Source organism: Nitratireductor sp. ZSWI3, from assembly GCF_024655565.1.
GTDB lineage: Bacteria > Pseudomonadota > Alphaproteobacteria > Rhizobiales > Rhizobiaceae > Nitratireductor.
In genome coordinates, this window is record NZ_JANKOF010000104.1 from 1 (window position 1) to 17,133 (window position 17,133).

The following is a 17,133-nucleotide window of genomic DNA, read 5'->3' on the forward strand; positions in this document are numbered from 1 at the left end:
CCTAGAACACGAGCGCTTCGAAACCTCGTCTAGGACCTTCGCTCGACGGTGGCACTACTTCGCGTCATGGCCCGCACGTTCCACTTGCTGCGACACAGCTTGACGTATCACGGGGCTAGCTCGGCAGATGGCGGCGCGCCAGTATAGACACCTCGGAAGCTCAGAGAGGATGGTGCACATGAGTTGGAACCCGGCACTCGAACCCGGTTGTCCCGACGAGGTCGGCATAGACGCGATCGAGACACTCATCATTCCGCGATCCCGCGACCTGGGTGACTTCGAAGTCCGTCGCGCCTTGCCGGCACCGAAGCGGCAGATGGTCGGGCCGTTCATCTTCTTCGACCAGGCAGGGCCGGCCGAACTGCTGACCGGGCAGGGCGTCGACGTCCGGCCGCATCCGCATATCGGCCTCGGCACGGTCACCTACCTGTTTCGCGGCGACTTCCATCACCGCGACAGCACTGGCGCCGACCAGATCATCCGTCCCGGCGCGCTGAACTGGATGGTGGCCGGGCGCGGCGTCACGCATTCGGAGCGCACCTCCGCGACGGCGCGGAGGGGCCCGAACAGCCTGTTCGGCATCCAGACCTGGTTGGCCCTGCCGGACAGCCACGAGGACGTGGCGCCCAGCTTCGAGCATCACGGCAAGGACACCCTGCCCGTCATCGAGGATAGCGGCGTCTCGGTTCGGCTCATTCTCGGCAACGCCTATGGCAAGACCGCGCCAGCGACGATGCTTTCCGAGACATTCTACGCCGATGTGAAGCTCGATCCGGGAAGCCGGCTGCCCATGCCGGACAATCATGAGGACAGAGGCATTTACATCGTCGAAGGTTCGATCTCGGGCGCCGGACAGGAATTCGAGGCAGGCCAGATGATGGTGTTCCGGCCGGGCGACCACATCACGGTAGCCGCCGGAGAGCGGGGCGCGCGATTGATGATCCTCGGCGGCGCGACCTTCAACGGACCGCGCTACATCTGGTGGAACTTCGTCGCCTCGTCGCAGGAGCGCATCGAACTCGCCAAGGCGGAATGGCGCGCCGGAAACTGGGGCAAGGGTCGCTTCGATTTGCCAGTCGGCGACCGGGATGAGTACATTCCTCTGCCGGACTGAGTGACAATGATGGAATGATCGCGCGGGCGCAATTCAAGCGACCCGGATCACAGGAATCGCTCCCGTACAGAGCAGATGCTGGATGGAGAAAAGCGAAATGAGCAACAAGTGGCCTCACCTTGACTACCTTGGCTGGCGTGAGAGTTGTTCAGCTCTGCATCTCTACCTGCAGGTCGCCGGCAAATACCGGCTAGCTCATACACCGTGGCTGAACCATTCGTGGAACGCGACCTTCTATGTCACGCCGAGCGGTCTGGCATCGTCGCCGATCCCCGACGGTCCAGGCATCGAAATCTTGTTCGATCTTCGAGAGCACAGGGTCGTGGGCATCTGCGGCAACGGGCGCAAGGCGTCGTTCGATCTCGGGCCGACCACGGTCGCGACATTCCATGCGAGCTTCGTGCGGCTGATTACGGAACTCGGCGGCACGCCGACCTTCAACGGCAGCCCGAACGAGGTGCCCAACCCGGTACCCTTCGCCGAAGATCATCGCGACCGGCCCTACGACCGCGACGCCGTTCATCGCTTCCATCAGGCGTTGATGGCGGTCGACAAGGTCTTCAATCGGTTCCGCACCTCCTTCCTCGGCAAATCCAGTCCTGTTCATCTGTTCTGGGGCGCTCTCGACTTGGCCGTCACCCGGTTTTCCGGACGGCGCGCGCCGCTCCACCCCGGCGGTATTCCTGCCTTGCCGGACGACGTGGCTCAGGAGGCATATGACCGCGAGGTCTCGTCGGCGGGCTTCTGGCCGGGTGGCGGTGGCATCGACTATCCTGCCTTTTACGCCTACGCCTATCCGGCACCGAACGGTTACCGGGCAGCAGTGGTCCGGCCCGATGCCGCGTTCTGGCACGACGGTCTGTCTGAATTCATCCTCCCCTACGATGCCGTGCAGTCGGCGGCCGATCCCGACGACACTCTGATGGCTTTCCTCGTCTCGACCTACGAGGCTGCCGCCGAGCTGGGCGGCTGGGACCGCGATCTTCTGGAATGTGCGCATGGACAGCCGCGTCGGATCCGCTGCCCGGACGCGGCGCTGGCGAAGGATGCGCCTTCAGCCGGTGACGAAAAGGTCGAGCGGGAGGATGGAGCGTCGAAAGGGCGTTATCGACTGATCATCGATGGCGTCGAAGCGGAGATGACCTATAGCCGGGCCGGCGAAGGATTGATCATCATAGATCACACGGAAGTTCCTGCGGCCTTGCGTGGCCGTAAGGTTGGTGAGCGACTGGTGAGACAAGCGGTCGAGGATGCCCGCCGCGATGGGGTCGCCATCATGCCACTCTGTCCGTTCGCAAAGGCGCAGATCGGCCGCCATCCGGAATGGCAGGACGTGCTTCGTCGGTCAGAGGGACCGCAGCGTTAGCGGCCCGCTCTTATCCGGCGGCATTGGTTTCTGGAAACGCGTCATGTCGACCGCGCCGCGCCTGCGATGCGAAAACTGATTCCGAAACTGCAAGACGCCTTCCGCGCCATCGAATGAACTCGCTTTCCAGTTATACTGCGATCTTTGGCGCGTGATTGGGGGCCCAAACGTCGGATTACCGGCGAAGGGAAAGTTTGTCTGAACATTCGAGGTGAGGGCGCTTTCCTGCCCGCAAGCTTCGGGGCAAGGCCCAGACTGTCCGCTGCTGGGCAGCGCCGAGGGGATAGCTGCCTTTCTGTTGCCGTGAAGAGTTTCGGGTGCCGGCAGGCGTACGAAAGTCTCCGAGGAAGGAACCCGCGGGGCACAGTCGACGGCTATGGGGATTTCGGGTTTCGGTTGATGTCGGCGATGACGCGACCGTCGTGGGGAAGCACCACGATGGATGCGGACAGGCCGTTTCGTTGCGCCTCCGCGCGGTGTAGCCGGCCCGGCACGCGGTTTGTCGCGACCCTGTCGGCGATGACCTGCTCCCGGCTTTGTCCCCGCCTATAGGTTAGCCCTGTTCACGTTGTGGTCCATTCTGGACCGGGTTGCAAATTCGTGCGGGGTGAGCCCGTCGAGGCTCGTATGCGGGCGGTTCAGATTGTAATCGATCCTTCATTCCTGGATGCTGTCGCGGGCGTGCCGGTAGCTGGTGAACAACCGCTCATTGAGATGGCGTAGTCGGGGCTTCGGTTCCGGAGACGCCGGTGCTTTCCTGACCGGCATGTTCCACTGCCGAGAAGGAGGCAAGCATGACTGTTCTCTACGCAGGCCTGGATGTGTCGCTCGAGTTGACGAACGTGTGCATCGTCGACGAAGACGGCCGTCTGGTGCACGAGTCGCGGGTCGGATCTGACCCCGAGCTGATAGCCACCGAGTTGCAGCGGATCGGTGATGGCTTCGTCCGTGTTGGCTTTGAGGCGGGACCGCTATCGCAGTGGATGTTCTTCGGGCTGAAGGACGCGGGGCTGCCGGCGGTGTGCATCGAGGCCCGCCATGCCAAGGCGGCCATGGTCGCGATGAACCGCAACAAGAACGACCGCAACGATGCTCGGTCGATCGCGCATCTGATCCGCTCGGGCTGGTTCAAGGCGGTGCATGTGAAGTCGGTGGTTAGCCAGGAACTGCGCTCGCTGCTGGTGGCGCGAGAGTTCTTCGTCAACAAGCTGCGTGACCATGAGAACGAGATCCGCGGCCTGCTGCGGCCCTTCGGTCTGAAGGTCGGACGGGTCAGCGCCAGCGCCTTCGATGCCCGCGTGCGCGATCTCGTCGACGGCAACCGGCAGCTTGAGCTCTGCATTGGCGCCTTGCTGGAAGGCAGGACGGCGATGATGGCGCGGCTGTCGGTGCTACATCGGGAATTGCTGAGGGTGACGGCCAACGACGAACTGTGCCGGCGCTTCATGACCATTCCAGGCGTGGGACCGGTGACAGCGCTGGCCTTCAAGACGGCGATCGACGACCCGGCCCGGTTCCGACGATCGAGCGATGTCGGCGCCCACCTCGGCCTCACGCCTCGACAATATCAGTCTGGTGAGACCGATGTCCGGGGCCGCATCAGCCGATCAGGAGATGCGTTCACGCGAACCGCACTGTTTACCGCGGCGCATGTGATGCTGACCCGATCGTGCCAATGGACGTCGATCAAGGCCTGGGGCGTAAGGATCGCCAAGCGCAGCACATTGAAGAAGGCCAAGATCGCTGTCGCGCGCAAGCTGGCTGTTGTCATGCACCGAATGTGGCGCGACGCTACTCCCTTCCGTTGGGGAGCGCCCGCATGATCTGATCAAGAGCTTCGAGAGGGGTAGCCCCCCGATCGATCCGAGGTCCCGTCAGGGACGGGGATGAGGCGAAGGCCGCACGAGTGTCTGGTGCTGCTTCAGCGCGCAACCACAAGCCCGCCGTTTAGCATGGTCCGCCTCACCTTCGACCCCCATCCTGCGGCGCGCACATGCCGACCGCGAACAGAAGCATGACCCCAGACGGGTGCTTGGATCGAACGTAGGGATTGACCCAGAGCTTGACACCGAGGCCCCGACTACAGAAGGCACTCGTCCCTGAGCCGCCCGATGAAGCTCTCCACCAGACCGTTTTGCATCGGCTTGCCCGGCGCGATGTAGTGCCATTCGACCTGCCGCTCCTCCTGCCAGGCCAGAATCGCATTCGAGGTCAGCTCGGTGCCGTTGTCGGAGACGATCATGCAGGGATAGCCGCGCCGCTCGGCAATGCTGTCGAGTTCGCGGGCAACCCGCTCGCCGGACAGCGAGTTGTCGACCACCGCTGCCAGGCATTCGCGGCTGAAGTCGTCGATGACGCACAGGATGCGGAAGCGCCGGCCGTCGGTCAGCATGTCGGAGACGAAGTCGAGGCTCCAGCGCTGGTTGGGTCCCTGCGGGATCGCCATCGGCGCTCTCGTGCCGAGCGCTGGTGATAAGGCCTTGCGAAAGCGAAGTTAAAGGGCGACCGGGGCGGTCGCCGATGATGCGCTGCTTGCTTGTCAGATGACGAGGTTCGGATCCTTCCGCGCAAGCCGCCTGAGGAGCCTGTCCACTTCCGCGTGGGCTTCCGCCGACAGCTTCGGCCCGGGCGCGCGCAAATCGGCATGGGCGATGGCGCCGCGGCGGGCGAGGATGTGCTTGCGGACCGTCAGGCCGATGCCCGACTGGTGCTCGTAGCGAACAAGCGGCAGGTGGGCGTCGAAGATGTCCGCCGCCCCGTCGGGATCCGTCGCCGAGAGGTCGACCACGCGGCGCAGCATCTCCGGAAAGGCATAGCCGGTCATCGCGCCGTCCGCGCCGCGCCCCATCTCCAGGTCCAGAAAGAGCGCACCGTTGCCGCAGAGGATGGAGACGGGACGCAGCGTTCCCTCTTTCTGCCAGCGGCGCAGCGCCGAGACCTTCTCAAGACCCGGCCAGTCTTCGTGCTTGAGCATGACGCAATTGTCGTGCTCGCCGATGACGCGCCGGATCACTTGCGGCGCCATGATCACGCCGGTCGCCGTCGGATGGTCCTGAAGCACCCAGGGAACGTCCGGGCCGATGGCCGCGACCGCGCCGGCGAACCAGCCGGCGATCTGGTCGTTGGTGCGCGCCGCGGCGGGCGGGGTCATCATCACGCCGGCCGCTCCCAGGGACATGGCCTCGCCGGCAAGGCGCCGCATCGCCGCAAAGCCGGGGGCCGAGACGCCGACGATCACCGGCTTTCCGGCCGCGGCGCCGACGACCTCGCGGACGACCGTGACGCTCTCCTCGGGCTCCAGCTTCTGCGCTTCTCCCATGATGCCGAGAATGGTGAGCCCGTCGACGCCGCGCTCGAGATACCAATCCGTCATGCGTTTCAGCGACGCGACGTCGAGGCTCCCGTCCGGCGTGAACGGTGTGGGCGCGATGGCAAAGACACCGGCGGTTTCACTCGAGATCATGAGCCTCTCCTCATAGCGGCTGGAATTCACTGAATTGTGCATTCGGCGCGGAGGTGCGGGGCAAGCCGCCCGTGCCGCCGTCATTCTGCCAGTAGCCGATGCCGAAATGAATTGATATTGCAGTATGGAATAAATGATTGTGAAGGCTTTGTTCATTTATGGATAGCCGCCTGCTGGAAACCTTTCTCGCCGTCGCGCGCGGCGGCTCCCTGACGGCGGCGGCCCGCCAGCTCGACATAACCCCGACCGCCGTGGCACAGCGGATGCGCGCCCTGGAGGCCGAGTTCGGCGTGCCACTCGTCATCCGCGCCGGGCGCCGCGTGCGGCCGACGGAGGCGGGCAATGCCGTGCTGTCGCGCGCGGAGGCGGCGCTCGGCGAGTTGCGCGCCATGCGCGACGCGATCTTGAGCCGCGATATCTCGGGCGAGCTGCGCATCGGCGCGATCTCGACGGCGCTCACGGGGCTCTTGCCCGCCGTTCTGGAGAGGCTTGCAGCAGACCATCCGGGTCTGCGGATATTCCTTGAGCCGGGCGCGTCCTCGCAGCTCTACGAGCGCACGGTCTCGGGGCAACTGGACGCCGCGGCGATCGTCAGGCCGGGCTTCATGTGGCCGAAAAGCGTCACCTTCACCACATGGAGTCGCGAGCGCCTGATCCTGCTCGTGCCGGAAAGCGAAAGGCGCGGCGACGTTCTGGAAATCCTCCGCGACCGGCCCATCATCGTCTACGACCGCAGTCAGTGGGGCGGCCGCCTGGCGGCATCGTGGCTGTCGGCGAACGGCATCGACAGCGAACCGCGGTTCGAACTGGACGCGCTCGATGCGATCGCCGTGCTCGTCGATCGCGGGCTCGGCGTGTCGGTGGTGCCGGAATGGCAGGGTCCGCGGCCGGAGAGCCTGCGCTTGAGAAGCCTGCCGCTTCCACCGCCGGCGACGCACCGCGAGATCGGCATCATCCATCCCCTGAGCGGCCCGCGCGTGCACCTGTTGCGTGTCCTCCTGCAATGCGCCGGGCTCGCGGCTCCGCGCGGAGCGCTCTGACGAGGAATTCGCGAGGAGGCCGCCGTCAGCACTGCGGGCTGGGAGATCGCCATGAGCGGGGTGCATGGTTGCAGAACCTATCCATGACGTCTGGGAAACAGGCTTTGTGCCAGGTGCAACAACGCAGCTGCCACAAAACCGAACTTTCTCTTTATCGTCATGCAAGGGGGAGGTCGGTTTTCTTTTTGCCCCGGACTGCCGACAGTGCGCGCCTCACCCACGGAGAGGATTCATGGACCTTGGATTGGAAGGCAGGACAGCGCTCGTGTTCGGCGCCGGCGGAGGGCTGGGCGGCGCGATCGCCGCGGCGCTCGCCCGCGAGGGCTCGACGGTCGTCGCCACCGATATCGACGAGCAGGCGGCCGAAGCGACCGCCGGAAAGATCAGGCAAGCCGGCGGAACCGCCCGGAGCCTTCGCTGGGACCTGGCCGATCTCGCGCGCATCGGCGAGCATTTCGCCGCGCTCGAGAGCGCGTTCGGCGGCGTCGACATTCTCGTCAACAACACCGGCGGGCCGCCGCCGACGTCGGCATCGGGTCAGGCGCCCGAGGATTGGGAGAAGCACTTCCGTGCGATGGTCGTCTCGGTCATCGCCGTAACCGATCGCGCCCTGGAGGGCATGCGTGAACGGGGCTGGGGACGGGTGATCACGTCCACCTCGTCCGGCGTGATCGCGCCGATCCCCAATCTTGGCATTTCCAATGCGCTCAGAATGTCTCTGGTTGGCTGGTCGAAGACGCTCTCGCGCGAGGTCGGCCGGGACGGCATCACCTGCAACATCGTGCTGCCGGGGCGCATCGCCACCGACCGGATCAAGTTTCTCGACCGCAAGAAGGCCGAGCGGGAAGGTCGCGAGGTCGCCGACGTCGCGGCCGAAAGCGCTGCGACGATTCCAGTTGGCCGCTACGGCGAACCCGACGAATATGGAGATGCGGTCGCCTTTCTGGCAAGCGAGCGCGCCTCCTACATCACCGGCTCCGTCATCCGTGTGGACGGTGGCCTCATTCCAAGCGTTTGACCAAAGGGAAGAACAGAATGAGCCTGTCAAAAGATGCGATCGAGACCCTCAGGGGCGTGTCGACGGCGACGTTGACCACGGTGCTTCTGAAGAAGGGGTTGCGGAACGTCTGGATCCGGGGCGCCAAGCCGTTCCGTGCCGGTCAGCCCCGCATCGTCGGGCCGGCTTTCACCCTGCGCTTCGTGCCGGCGCGCGAAGATCTTGCCACGCCCGCTTCCTGGGGATCGCCGATCTCGACGCGGGCGGCCATCGAGGACATGCCGGAAGGCTGTGTCGCAGTGGCTGGGGCCATGGGGGTCGCCGATGCGGGCATCTTCGGCGACATCCTGTGCTTTCGCATGGCGAAGAAGGGCGTTTCGGCATTGATCACGGATGGCGTCGTGCGCGACGCGGCAGGCGTACTCTCGACCGATCTTCCGGTGTGGAGCGCTGGCATCGCCGCGCCGCCTTCCGTTGCCGGCCTCACCTTTGTCGGCTGGCAGGAGCCGATCGGCTGCGGCGGCGTTGCCGTCATGCCCGGCGACACGATCGTCGTCGACGACGACGGTGCGGTGGTCATCCCCGCGGCCCTGCTTGAAGAGGTGCTGGCCGAGGCGCCGGAACAGGAGGCGATGGAGGCCTGGATCATGACGGAGGTGGACCGCGGTGTCCCCTTGCCGGGCCTCTATCCCATGAACGAGGAAACCAAGAAGCGTTACGAGGCCTTCAAGGCCGCTCGCTGAAGGTCAATCGATGGTAATGCCGCGGGCCCGCCCTCGTTCACGAGGGTGGGCCGCTGTCGTTGATGAGGCGGGACCGTTCGATGCGCGGAAAGCTCAGGGCATTGCGTCCGGCGACCGTCGGAGCGCGGTCAGCGCAAGCGCGATTTCGCGCGGCCGGCGATTTTCGAATTGACAGAGTGATTAGTGATGATTATTAACATTCATCAGGAATGAGGACCATGAGACAGACGACACGCACCCGAAGCGATCCCGACGAGACCCGCGCCCGCATCCTTGAGGTCGCGGAAGATTATTTTCGCCGGGTTGGCTATCAGAAGACCTCCGTCGCCGACATCGCGACCGAGCTCGGCATGAGCCCGGCGAACATCTACCGCTTCTTTCCCTCCAAGGGCGCCATCAACGAATGCATCTGCGGACGCGTCGTCCAGGAAGTGGCCGAACTGGCGTTTTCCATTGCCCGGACGCAGGGGCCTGCCGCGGAGAAGCTCTCCAAGCTGCTGATGACCATCCACGTTCACAACAAGACGACGCTGATCAAGGAGAAGCGGACTCATGAGATGGTCGCCGCCGCGATGCAGGAGAACTGGGCGATCATCAAGGCGCATATCGAGCGGGTGACGACGATTTTCGAAGGCATCATTCGCGAAGGCATCGCGGCCGGAGAATTCCATGTCGATGATCCTGCCGAAGCCGCCCGTTGCGTGAAGAGGGCCTTCGTGTCCTTCCTGCATCCGATGATGATCGAGCATTGCATCCAGCATGGTGAAGATACGGAAGAAGGGCTGCGCGAGCAGATCCGCTTCATCCTGAAGGCTCTCGGCAAGCAGGACTAGCGCTTCGGTTCAGCGTTCGGTGTTGTGCGCCCAATTTGTGATGATTGTTTAAAAACGTCAATCAACAACGTTTACAGAAGTGAGGCGCGCATGTCGCGGAGTGTGATCAAGCATCTCGTCCTGGTGGGTGCATCGGCGCTGCTTCTGGCGGCCTGCCAGGAGCAGGAGGTGGCCAAGCAGCCCGATCCGGTTGTGCGTGTCGCCACGGTGAGTCTGGCGCCGCTTGCCGAGACCCGCACCTATACCGGAACGGTGGTGCCGCGCATCGAGGTGGCGGAAGCCTTCCGCGTCGGCGGAAAGGTCGCGGAGCGGCTGGCCGATGTCGGCGACCGCGTGGAAGCCGGACAGGTCGTGGCGCGCCTCGACCCTGCGGATCTGGCGCTCCAGCTCGAGCAGCGGCGGGCCGAATTCCGGGCCGCGCAGGCGAGCCTGGCAAAAGCCGAGGCGGACCTCGCCCGCACCAGGCAGCTCTTCGAACGCGGCCATGTGGCGCGTGCGGCGCTCGACGCGCAGTCGCTCGCCGTCGACGAGGCCCGCTCGCGCGCCGAGCAGAGCGAACGCGCCGTCGCCCTGGCCGCCAACCAGATGGGCTACACGGACCTCAAGGCATCGGCCGCCGGTGCCGTCAGCGCCGTCGGCGTCGAGGCTGGGCAGGTCGTGTCGGCCGGCCAGATGGTCGTCACCATCGCCCGTCTCGACGAGCGGGAGGTGGAGATTGCGGTGCCCGAGAGCCGGCTTGCCGATCTCGAGGGATCGAGCGCCGAGGTCACGCTCTGGGCCGGCGGCGCCAGCTACAGGGCGCATCTGCGCGAAGTGTCGCCCGAGGCGAATGGAACAAGCAGAACCTACCCGGTCCGCTTCGCGGTCCAGGATGCGGACGAGGCCCTCAGGCTGGGTATGACAGCCACGGTCTCGCTCACAAAAGGCGATCCGTCACCGGTAGCCCGCGTACCGATGACGGCGCTTCTCGACGACGGCCGGGGTCCGGTCGTGTTCGTAGTCAACCCCACCTCCAACGAACTCGAACGCAGGCCGGTCGTCGTCGAGGCCTATCAATCCAGGAATGCCATCGTCAGCGGCGGCCTTGAGGGCGGCGAGAAGCTCGTCACCCTGGGCGTCCAGAAGCTCGAGGCCGGCACCAAGGTCCGGCTTGCCGAAATCCAGTCCGCCAGCGCCGACTGACCGGGGGGAACGATGCACAGGTTCAACCTTTCCCAGTGGGCCGTCACCCACCAGACGCTCGTCCTTTTCCTGATTATCGTTCTGTCGCTTGGCGGGGTCTATTCCTATGCCCGGCTGGGGCGGGCGGAAGATCCGAGCTTCACGATCAAGGTGATGGTGGTCAACGCCGTCTGGCCCGGCGCCACGGCCGAGGAGATCCAGCGCCAGGTCGCCGATCCGATCGAAAAGACCCTGCAGGAAATCCCACACTTCGATCAGGTGCGGACCTATTCCAAGCCTGGCTCGACCTTCATGCAGGTCCAGCTGCAGGACACGACGCCGCCCGATCAGGTGGCCGACATCTGGTACCAGGTGCGCAAGCGCGTCGGCGACATTCGCGGCAGCCTGCCGGCGGGTGTCATCGGGCCGTTCTTCAACGACGAGTTCGGCGACGTCGACAGCGCCCTCTACATGCTGACCGGCGACGGCGCCACGATGCGCGACCTGAAGGACGCCGCAGAAGACATCCGCCAGCACCTGCTGCGTGTCCCGGACGTGGAGAAGGTGCGCTTCTACGGCGACCAGGACGAGCGCATTTTCGTGGAATTCTCGCATTCCAAGCTGGCGACGCTCGGCATCGATCCCGAGGTGATCTTCAATTCGATCGCCGCGCAGAACGCGGTGACCCCCTCCGGTGAGATCGAGACCGCCTCGGACCGTGTCTTCCTGCGCGTCGAGGGCGCGCTCGGCGGCGTCGATGCGGTGGCGGCGGTCCCGGTCTCGGCAAACGGCACCGTGTTTCGCCTCGGCGACATCGCCGATGTGCGCCTCGGCTACCAGGATCCGCCCACCTTCACCGCCCGGCACAGGGGCCAGCAGGCGCTCGGCATCGGCGTCGTCATGGCCGACGGTGCAAACATCCTGACGCTCGGCGACAATCTCGAAAAGGCGATGGAGGCGGTCCGCGCCGACCTGCCGGTCGGTCTCGACATCGAGCTCGTCGCCGATCAGCCCGAGGTCGTGCAGGAATCGGTCGGCGAGTTCGTCAAGGTCTTCATGGAGGCGCTGGCCGTCGTGCTGGCCGTCAGCTTCCTGTCGCTCGGCTGGCGCACCGGCATCGTGGTGGCGCTCGCCGTGCCGCTGGTGCTCGCCATCGTCATGATCGCGCTCGACCTTCTGGGCATGAGTCTGGAGCGCATCACGCTCGGCGCCCTCATCATCGCGCTCGGCCTTCTGGTCGACGATGCGATCATCGCCGTCGAGATGATGGTGGTGAAGATGGAGCAGGGTTACGACCGCTTGAAGGCCGCCACCTTCGCCTGGACCTCGACCGCCTTTCCGATGCTGACGGGAACGCTCGTCACGGCCGCCGGCTTCCTGCCGGTCGGCTTCGCCCAGTCGACCGCCGGCGAATATGCCGGCGGCATCTTCTGGGTGGTGATGATCGCCCTGGTCGCCTCCTGGTTCGTCGCGGTGATCTTCACGCCCTATATCGGCGTCAAGCTGCTCCCCGACTTCCACAAGCACGGGGCGGTGCCGGCCGAAGGTGGCAGCCATCACGACATCTACGACACGCGCATCTATCACATGCTGCGGGCGGCGGTGGACTGGTGCGTGTCGTGGCGCTGGGTCGTCATCGCGGCGGTCATCGGCATGTTCGTCGCCTCCATCTTCGCCTTCGGCTTCGTGCAGCAGCAGTTCTTCCCGACCTCGCCGCGGCCGGAGCTCATGGTGGAGATCCGCCTGCCGGAAGGCGCTCCTTTCAAGGCGACGGAAGCGGCGGCGCGCGAGATGGAAGGCGTGGTGGCCGCCGACAAGGAGGTGCTCACCTATTCCACCTACACGGGCGCCGGCGCTCCACGCTGGTTCCTCGCCTCCAATCCGGAGTTGCCGAAGCCGAACTATGCGATCATCGTCATGTACACGGCCGATGCCGCGGCGCGCGACCGGGTGAAGGCGCGGTTGCAGGATTACGTGGCCGAGGGCGGCCTGCCCGAGGCGCGCGTGCGGGTCACCGAGCTGGTCTTCGGGCCGCCGGTGGGCTTCCCGGTGCAGTTCCGCGTCATCGGTCCCGATCCGCTCGAGGTGCGTCGCATCGCCTATGAGGTGCGCGATGTGATGGCCAGGAACCCGAACGCGCTCGATCCCAATCTCGACTGGAACGAGCAGGCCAAGTCGATCCGCCTCGAGGTCGATCAGGACCGCGCCCGCGCCCTTGGCCTGACGCCGCAGGACATAGGCCGCACCCTGCAGACGCTCCTGTCCGGTTACACGGTGACGGCGGTGCGCGACGGCATCGAAACCGTCGACGTGGTGGCCCGCGCGGTGGAGAACGAACGCCTCGACATCGAGCATATCGGCGATCTCACCATCGCCACGCGCGGCGGCACGCCGGTGCCGCTGTCACAGGTCGCCCGTGTGGTCTACGGCCACGAGGAGCCGATCCTGTGGCGGCAGAACCGCGACATGCTGATCACCGTGCGCGCCGACGTGCCGGCCGGCGTGCAGCCGCCGGACGTCTCCTCGCAGATCTGGCCGACCCTGCAGCCGCTGGTGAACGACCTGCCGGTCGGCTACCGCATCGAAATGGGCGGCTCGATCGAGGAAAGCGCCAAGGCGAACGTGGCCCTGTTCCAGGTCTTCCCGATCATGATCCTCGCGATGCTGACCATCCTGATGATCCAGCTCCAGAGCTTCTCGCGGCTGGCCCTGGTGTTCGCCACGGCGCCGCTCGGCCTGATCGGGGCGACGCTGGGGCTGCTGATCTTCAACCAGCCCTTCGGCTTCGTCGCGCTGCTCGGCCTCATCGCGCTCGCCGGCATGATCATGCGCAACACCGTCATTCTGGTGGACCAGATCAAGGCCGACCTCGAAGACGGGCGCGGGGAATGGGAGGCGATCATCGAGGCGACCGTGCGCCGCACGCGCCCCGTGGTGCTGACTGCGCTTGCCGCGATCCTCGCCATGGTGCCGCTGTCGGGCAACGTGTTCTGGGGGCCGATGGCCTTTGCGATCATGGGAGGGCTTGCCGTCGCCACCGTGCTGACGATCCTGTTCGTCCCGGCGCTCTATGCAGCCTTCTACCGCGTGAAGCGGCCGCAGGACAGGCAGGCCCCCGAAGGTCAGGCCACGGAGAGCGCCGACGGACCGGCGCTGCCGCTTCCCCAGGCGGCCGAATGAATGGGAAATGAGCCGGCAGGTCGGTCTGCCGGCTCGTCGCCATGGGAACGGCCGAGCCGCCGATCGGCAAGATCAGGGCGCACCGGTCGCCGCATGGCGGCCGACGATGAAGCCGAAGGTGAGAGCCGGGCCGAGCGTGATGCCCGCGCCCGGATAGGCGCCCGCCATGATGGAATTCATGTCGTTGCCGCAGACATAAAGGCCGGGAATGGGGGCCGCGTCCTCGCCGAGAACCCGACCATGGGCATCGGCGCGAAGGCCGGCGCTGGTGCCGATGTCGCCCGGCAATATCTCGATCGCGTAGAACGGACCCTCGGTCAACGGACGAAGGCAGGGGTTGGGTTCGTGCTCCGGATCGCCGAGATAGGTCTGGTACGCCGTCGAGCCCTTTCCAAAGGCTTGGTCCACGCCCCGCGCGGCATCGAGATTGAATGCAGCGAGGGTTTGTTGCAGCGTTTCGGCTGGAACGCCGATCTGCATCGCAAGATCTGCCGGCGTGCGGCCGCGCTTCAGATAACCTGAACGCAGATGTGTGCCGAACGGGGCGGGGAAGGGGCGCACCGCTCCCAGGCCATAGCGTCGAAGCGCCCTGTGGTCGCACAGGAGCCAGGCGGAATGTTTGCCCGCTCCGATCATCGCCTGCACGAAGTCGTGGTAGGAAAGGGCTTCGTTGACGAAGCGCCTGCCCGTTCCATCGACGGCGATGACACCGGGCTTGGCGCGGTCGAGGAAGAGGTGCGGGAAGGCGCGCGCGCCGTCAGGGCCGGGCAGAAGCGATACGGGAGCCCAGAAAGCCGCGTTGCTGTTGCTCTCGACAAGCACCGCCCCTGCCGCCAGTGCAGCCTCTATGGCATCGCCCGTGCCCGTTTCCGGAGACATGGAGTAATGCTGCGAGCCGGCTCTGACATGCGGCATGAACGCTGCCCGCCTGGTGGCGTTCTGCGGAAAACCGCCGGTTGCGAGCACCACGCCGCGGGCGGCGCCGATGGTTCTGCTAGTGCCGCCATGCACCACCTTCACGCCGGTCACGACCTTGCCTTCGCGGACGAGGCCGACAAGGCCCGTCTCCAGCAGAAGCGGGATTTCCAGCTTGAAGACGGTTTCGGCCAATCGTCCCGCAACCGCCTGGCCGAGCACTAGCCGCGTGCCGCGCCGATGGCCGAGGCGGTCGACGGCATGGCGTGCGAGAAGACGGCCCGCATGGAGCGCCGACCGTGCCGAGCGGGTCATCTTCATGAAGTGGCCGATGTCGATGCGGTTCAGCATCATGCCACCGAAGACGGTGAACTCGTCGATGGGCGGGCGAAGATCGTCGAGATGCCGCCCGAGCCGGTGTCCGTCGTAATCCTTGGCATCGAGCACGCGTCCGCCGAGCGCCGCGCCCGGCCGGTCGGGGTGATAGTCGGGCGAGTGGGCGCGGTGGTCGAACTGCAGAGCCGTGTTCTTCTCGAAGAAGGACACCATTTTCGGCCCATTCTCGAGGAAGGCGCGCACGATATCGGCGTCCATGCGGTTGCCGGTCTCCGACGAGATATAGGCGAATGCGTCCTCGGTACTGTCCGTCATGCCGGCTTCGCGCATCTTCGGATTGTCGGGAATCCAGATCGCTCCACCCGAGACGGCGGTCGAGCCGCCGTAATGCGACGATTTCTCCAGGATCACGACATCGAGGCCCGCAAGCTTGGCGGTGATCGCCGCGGCCATGCCGGCGGCCCCCGAACCGACGACGACAAGGTCGTAGCGCTCGGCCGGCAAGTCATTCCCGTTCGTCACGCCGCATCTCCCTGGCGCGGATAGCGGCCGACCGCCCAGCCCCCATCGACACGCAGCGTTGCGCCGGTGATGAAGGCGGCCTCCTCGCTGGCGAGGAAGGCGATCGCCTGGGCCACATCTTCAGGTCGACCGACGCGGCGCAGTGGCGCCTGCTCGATGAAGATCTGCCGGCGCCAGGGCTCGTTTCGGATGCGTTCGGCGGTGAGCGGCGTTTCGATAAGGCCGGGCGCGACGGCGTTGACGCGGATGTTCTCGGGGCCGAAATCGGTTGCCATCTGACGCGTCATTCCGTCGACCGCGGCTTTGCTGGTGCTGTAGCCGGCACTGCCCGTCGCGCCGACGATGGCGTAGATGGAGGCGATGTTGACGATCGCCCCACCGCCGCTCCGGCGCATCGCGGCGACCGCGAACTTGCTGAGCGCGAAGACGGAGAGCACGTTGACGTTGAAATAGCGCAGGAGATCTTCGTTGCTGGTCTCGTCGGCGCGTCCGCCACCGCCGATCCCGGCATTGTTGACCAGGATCGAAAGAGGGCGGCCGGCGAGCCGATCGGCCAGTTTTGCGGGAAGGGCGGGATCGGTCACGTCGCCCGCCAGCGTCTCGACCGCATCAGGGAGCCGGGCAAGGCCGGTGGCGTCGCGGTCGACGGCGATGACGGCAGCGCCCTGGGCCGCCATGAGCTCGGCCACGGCGCGACCGATGCCGGAACCCGCACCGGTGACGATCGTCGTCTTTCCTGCGAAGCGGTTTGTATCCATCTGAACCTTCCTCAAAAACCCGTTGCTCCGCCGAGCGACCGGCCGCCGTCGACCAGGAGAATCTGACCGGTGATGAAGCGCGCCTTGTCCGAGCCGAGGAAGGCGACCGCATGGGCGATGTCTTCCGGCGCGCCAAGCTCCTTCATCGGCTGCAAGGTGCGCAGGGCGTCGAGATCGGTGTCGGACCGTGCCTTCAGCATGGCGGTCTCGATGACGCCTGGCGCGACGGCATTGACGCGGATCTGCCGTTCGGCCAGCTCGAGAGCCATGGCGCGGGTCAGGCCGGCGACGGCTGCCTTGGAGGCGACATAGTGGGCGTAGTGGCGGGCGCCGAGCATAGCACGCGAGGCGATGTTGACGATCGCCCCGCCCGGACGCATCCGCAGGGCGACCTTCTTCGACAGGTCGAACAGGGCCACCAGATTGACCTCGTACATGCGCCGGAAGTCTTCTGGTTGGAGGTCGAAGAAATCCTTCACATCGAAGATGCCGGCGTTGTTGACCAGAAGGCGCACGTCGCCGGCTTCCTCGACAAGCCGGTCGACGGCTCGCCCGTCGCTGATGTCGAGGGCGAGCGCCCGCGCCGCACCGCCCGCGTCGGAGATCGCCTCGGCGGTTCGCTGCGCGGCGTCAGAATTGAGGTCGGCAACCATGACGGTATGGCCCTCGGTGGCAAGCACCGAGGAAATGGCGGCGCCGATGCCG

The 17,133-nt window shown here is 65.7% G+C and carries 13 protein-coding genes and 2 pseudogenes; 9 read left to right on the plus strand and 6 right to left on the minus strand.

Annotation, left to right across the window (positions count from 1 at the left end):
• The first annotated feature begins 178 nt into the window (after positions 1 to 178).
• Both NUU27_RS21845 and NUU27_RS21850 read left to right on the plus strand, forming a co-directional pair.
• Complete coding sequence (locus NUU27_RS21845; protein ID WP_257764420.1) at positions 179 to 1,114, plus strand: pirin family protein; 936 nt, start codon at positions 179 to 181, stop codon at positions 1,112 to 1,114.
• 97 nt (positions 1,115 to 1,211) lie between these two features.
• On the plus strand, positions 1,212 to 2,480 hold the full coding sequence (locus tag NUU27_RS21850; RefSeq protein ID WP_257764421.1) for an N-acetyltransferase: 1,269 nt from the start codon (positions 1,212 to 1,214) through the stop codon (positions 2,478 to 2,480).
• Positions 2,481 to 3,026: 546 nt separating this feature from the next.
• Here NUU27_RS21850 and NUU27_RS21855 read toward each other — a convergent pair.
• A pseudogene (locus NUU27_RS21855) lies at positions 3,027 to 3,194 on the minus strand (integrase core domain-containing protein); the annotation flags it as partial.
• An 80-nt stretch (positions 3,195 to 3,274) separates the two neighbouring features.
• Here NUU27_RS21855 and NUU27_RS21860 point away from each other — a divergent pair.
• Positions 3,275 to 4,303 (plus strand): IS110 family transposase, encoded by a 1,029-nt coding sequence (locus NUU27_RS21860; RefSeq protein WP_257764422.1) that lies wholly within the window; start codon positions 3,275 to 3,277, stop codon positions 4,301 to 4,303.
• Positions 4,304 to 4,566: 263 nt separating this feature from the next.
• Here NUU27_RS21860 and NUU27_RS21865 read toward each other — a convergent pair.
• Positions 4,567 to 4,950 (minus strand): annotated as a pseudogene (locus NUU27_RS21865) (DDE-type integrase/transposase/recombinase); the annotation flags it as partial.
• 69 nt (positions 4,951 to 5,019) lie between these two features.
• Positions 5,020 to 5,943, minus strand: coding sequence for a dihydrodipicolinate synthase family protein (locus tag NUU27_RS21870; protein ID WP_257764423.1), 924 nt, complete (start codon positions 5,941 to 5,943; stop codon positions 5,020 to 5,022).
• A gap of 158 nt (positions 5,944 to 6,101) precedes the next feature.
• On the opposite strand from NUU27_RS21870, the gene NUU27_RS21875 reads away from it, so the two are divergent.
• The 6 genes from NUU27_RS21875 to NUU27_RS21900 all read left to right on the plus strand — a co-directional run bounded on the left by NUU27_RS21875 (position 6,102) and on the right by NUU27_RS21900 (position 13,897).
• Positions 6,102 to 6,983, plus strand: a complete 882-nt coding sequence (locus NUU27_RS21875) for a LysR family transcriptional regulator (protein WP_257764424.1) — start codon at positions 6,102 to 6,104, stop codon at positions 6,981 to 6,983.
• A gap of 232 nt (positions 6,984 to 7,215) precedes the next feature.
• Positions 7,216 to 8,001: an SDR family oxidoreductase gene (locus NUU27_RS21880; protein ID WP_257764425.1), complete on the plus strand. Its 786-nt coding sequence runs from the start codon at positions 7,216 to 7,218 to the stop codon at positions 7,999 to 8,001.
• 17 nt (positions 8,002 to 8,018) lie between these two features.
• Positions 8,019 to 8,723: a ribonuclease activity regulator RraA gene (locus NUU27_RS21885; protein ID WP_257764426.1), complete on the plus strand. Its 705-nt coding sequence runs from the start codon at positions 8,019 to 8,021 to the stop codon at positions 8,721 to 8,723.
• Between the two features lie 218 nt (positions 8,724 to 8,941).
• Positions 8,942 to 9,556, plus strand: a complete 615-nt coding sequence (locus NUU27_RS21890; protein WP_257764427.1) for a TetR/AcrR family transcriptional regulator — start codon at positions 8,942 to 8,944, stop codon at positions 9,554 to 9,556.
• 90 nt (positions 9,557 to 9,646) lie between these two features.
• Entirely contained in the window at positions 9,647 to 10,738 is a 1,092-nt protein-coding gene (locus tag NUU27_RS21895; protein ID WP_257764428.1) for an efflux RND transporter periplasmic adaptor subunit, read from the plus strand.
• A gap of 12 nt (positions 10,739 to 10,750) precedes the next feature.
• The gene (locus tag NUU27_RS21900; RefSeq protein ID WP_257764429.1) at positions 10,751 to 13,897 is read left to right on the plus strand and encodes an efflux RND transporter permease subunit; all 3,147 of its coding nucleotides are present in this window, start codon (positions 10,751 to 10,753) and stop codon (positions 13,895 to 13,897) included.
• Between the two features lie 72 nt (positions 13,898 to 13,969).
• Here NUU27_RS21900 and NUU27_RS21905 read toward each other — a convergent pair whose 3' ends face one another.
• From NUU27_RS21905 to NUU27_RS21915, 3 genes are all read right to left on the minus strand, one after another.
• The gene (locus NUU27_RS21905) at positions 13,970 to 15,670 is read right to left on the minus strand and encodes an FAD-dependent oxidoreductase (RefSeq protein ID WP_257764430.1); all 1,701 of its coding nucleotides are present in this window, start codon (positions 15,668 to 15,670) and stop codon (positions 13,970 to 13,972) included.
• Positions 15,667 to 16,428 carry an SDR family NAD(P)-dependent oxidoreductase gene (locus tag NUU27_RS21910; RefSeq protein ID WP_257764431.1) on the minus strand — a complete coding sequence of 254 codons (762 nt, stop codon included), beginning with the start codon at positions 16,426 to 16,428 and terminating at the stop codon, positions 15,667 to 15,669. Before NUU27_RS21910 ends, NUU27_RS21905 begins: the two co-directional genes overlap by 4 nt.
• Before the next feature lie 11 nt (positions 16,429 to 16,439).
• The coding region (locus NUU27_RS21915) for an SDR family NAD(P)-dependent oxidoreductase (RefSeq protein ID WP_257764432.1) at positions 16,440 to 17,133 on the minus strand (694 nt) is incomplete at its 5' end.

Excerpts from the sequence above, each read along its gene's own strand:
- NUU27_RS21845 (WP_257764420.1), top strand. The coding sequence starts at position 179 with ATGAGTTGGAACCCGGCACTCGAACCCGGTTGTCCCGACGAGGTCGGC.
- NUU27_RS21850 (WP_257764421.1), top strand. The coding sequence starts at position 1,212 with ATGAGCAACAAGTGGCCTCACCTTGACTACCTTGGCTGGCGTGAGAGT.
- NUU27_RS21860 (WP_257764422.1), top strand. The coding sequence starts at position 3,275 with ATGACTGTTCTCTACGCAGGCCTGGATGTGTCGCTCGAGTTGACGAAC.
- NUU27_RS21870 (WP_257764423.1), bottom strand. The coding sequence starts at position 5,943 with ATGATCTCGAGTGAAACCGCCGGTGTCTTTGCCATCGCGCCCACACCG.
- NUU27_RS21875 (WP_257764424.1), top strand. The coding sequence starts at position 6,102 with ATGGATAGCCGCCTGCTGGAAACCTTTCTCGCCGTCGCGCGCGGCGGC.
- NUU27_RS21880 (WP_257764425.1), top strand. The coding sequence starts at position 7,216 with ATGGACCTTGGATTGGAAGGCAGGACAGCGCTCGTGTTCGGCGCCGGC.
- NUU27_RS21885 (WP_257764426.1), top strand. The coding sequence starts at position 8,019 with ATGAGCCTGTCAAAAGATGCGATCGAGACCCTCAGGGGCGTGTCGACG.
- NUU27_RS21890 (WP_257764427.1), top strand. The coding sequence starts at position 8,942 with ATGAGACAGACGACACGCACCCGAAGCGATCCCGACGAGACCCGCGCC.
- NUU27_RS21895 (WP_257764428.1), top strand. The coding sequence starts at position 9,647 with ATGTCGCGGAGTGTGATCAAGCATCTCGTCCTGGTGGGTGCATCGGCG.
- NUU27_RS21900 (WP_257764429.1), top strand. The coding sequence starts at position 10,751 with ATGCACAGGTTCAACCTTTCCCAGTGGGCCGTCACCCACCAGACGCTC.
- NUU27_RS21910 (WP_257764431.1), bottom strand. The coding sequence starts at position 16,428 with ATGGATACAAACCGCTTCGCAGGAAAGACGACGATCGTCACCGGTGCG.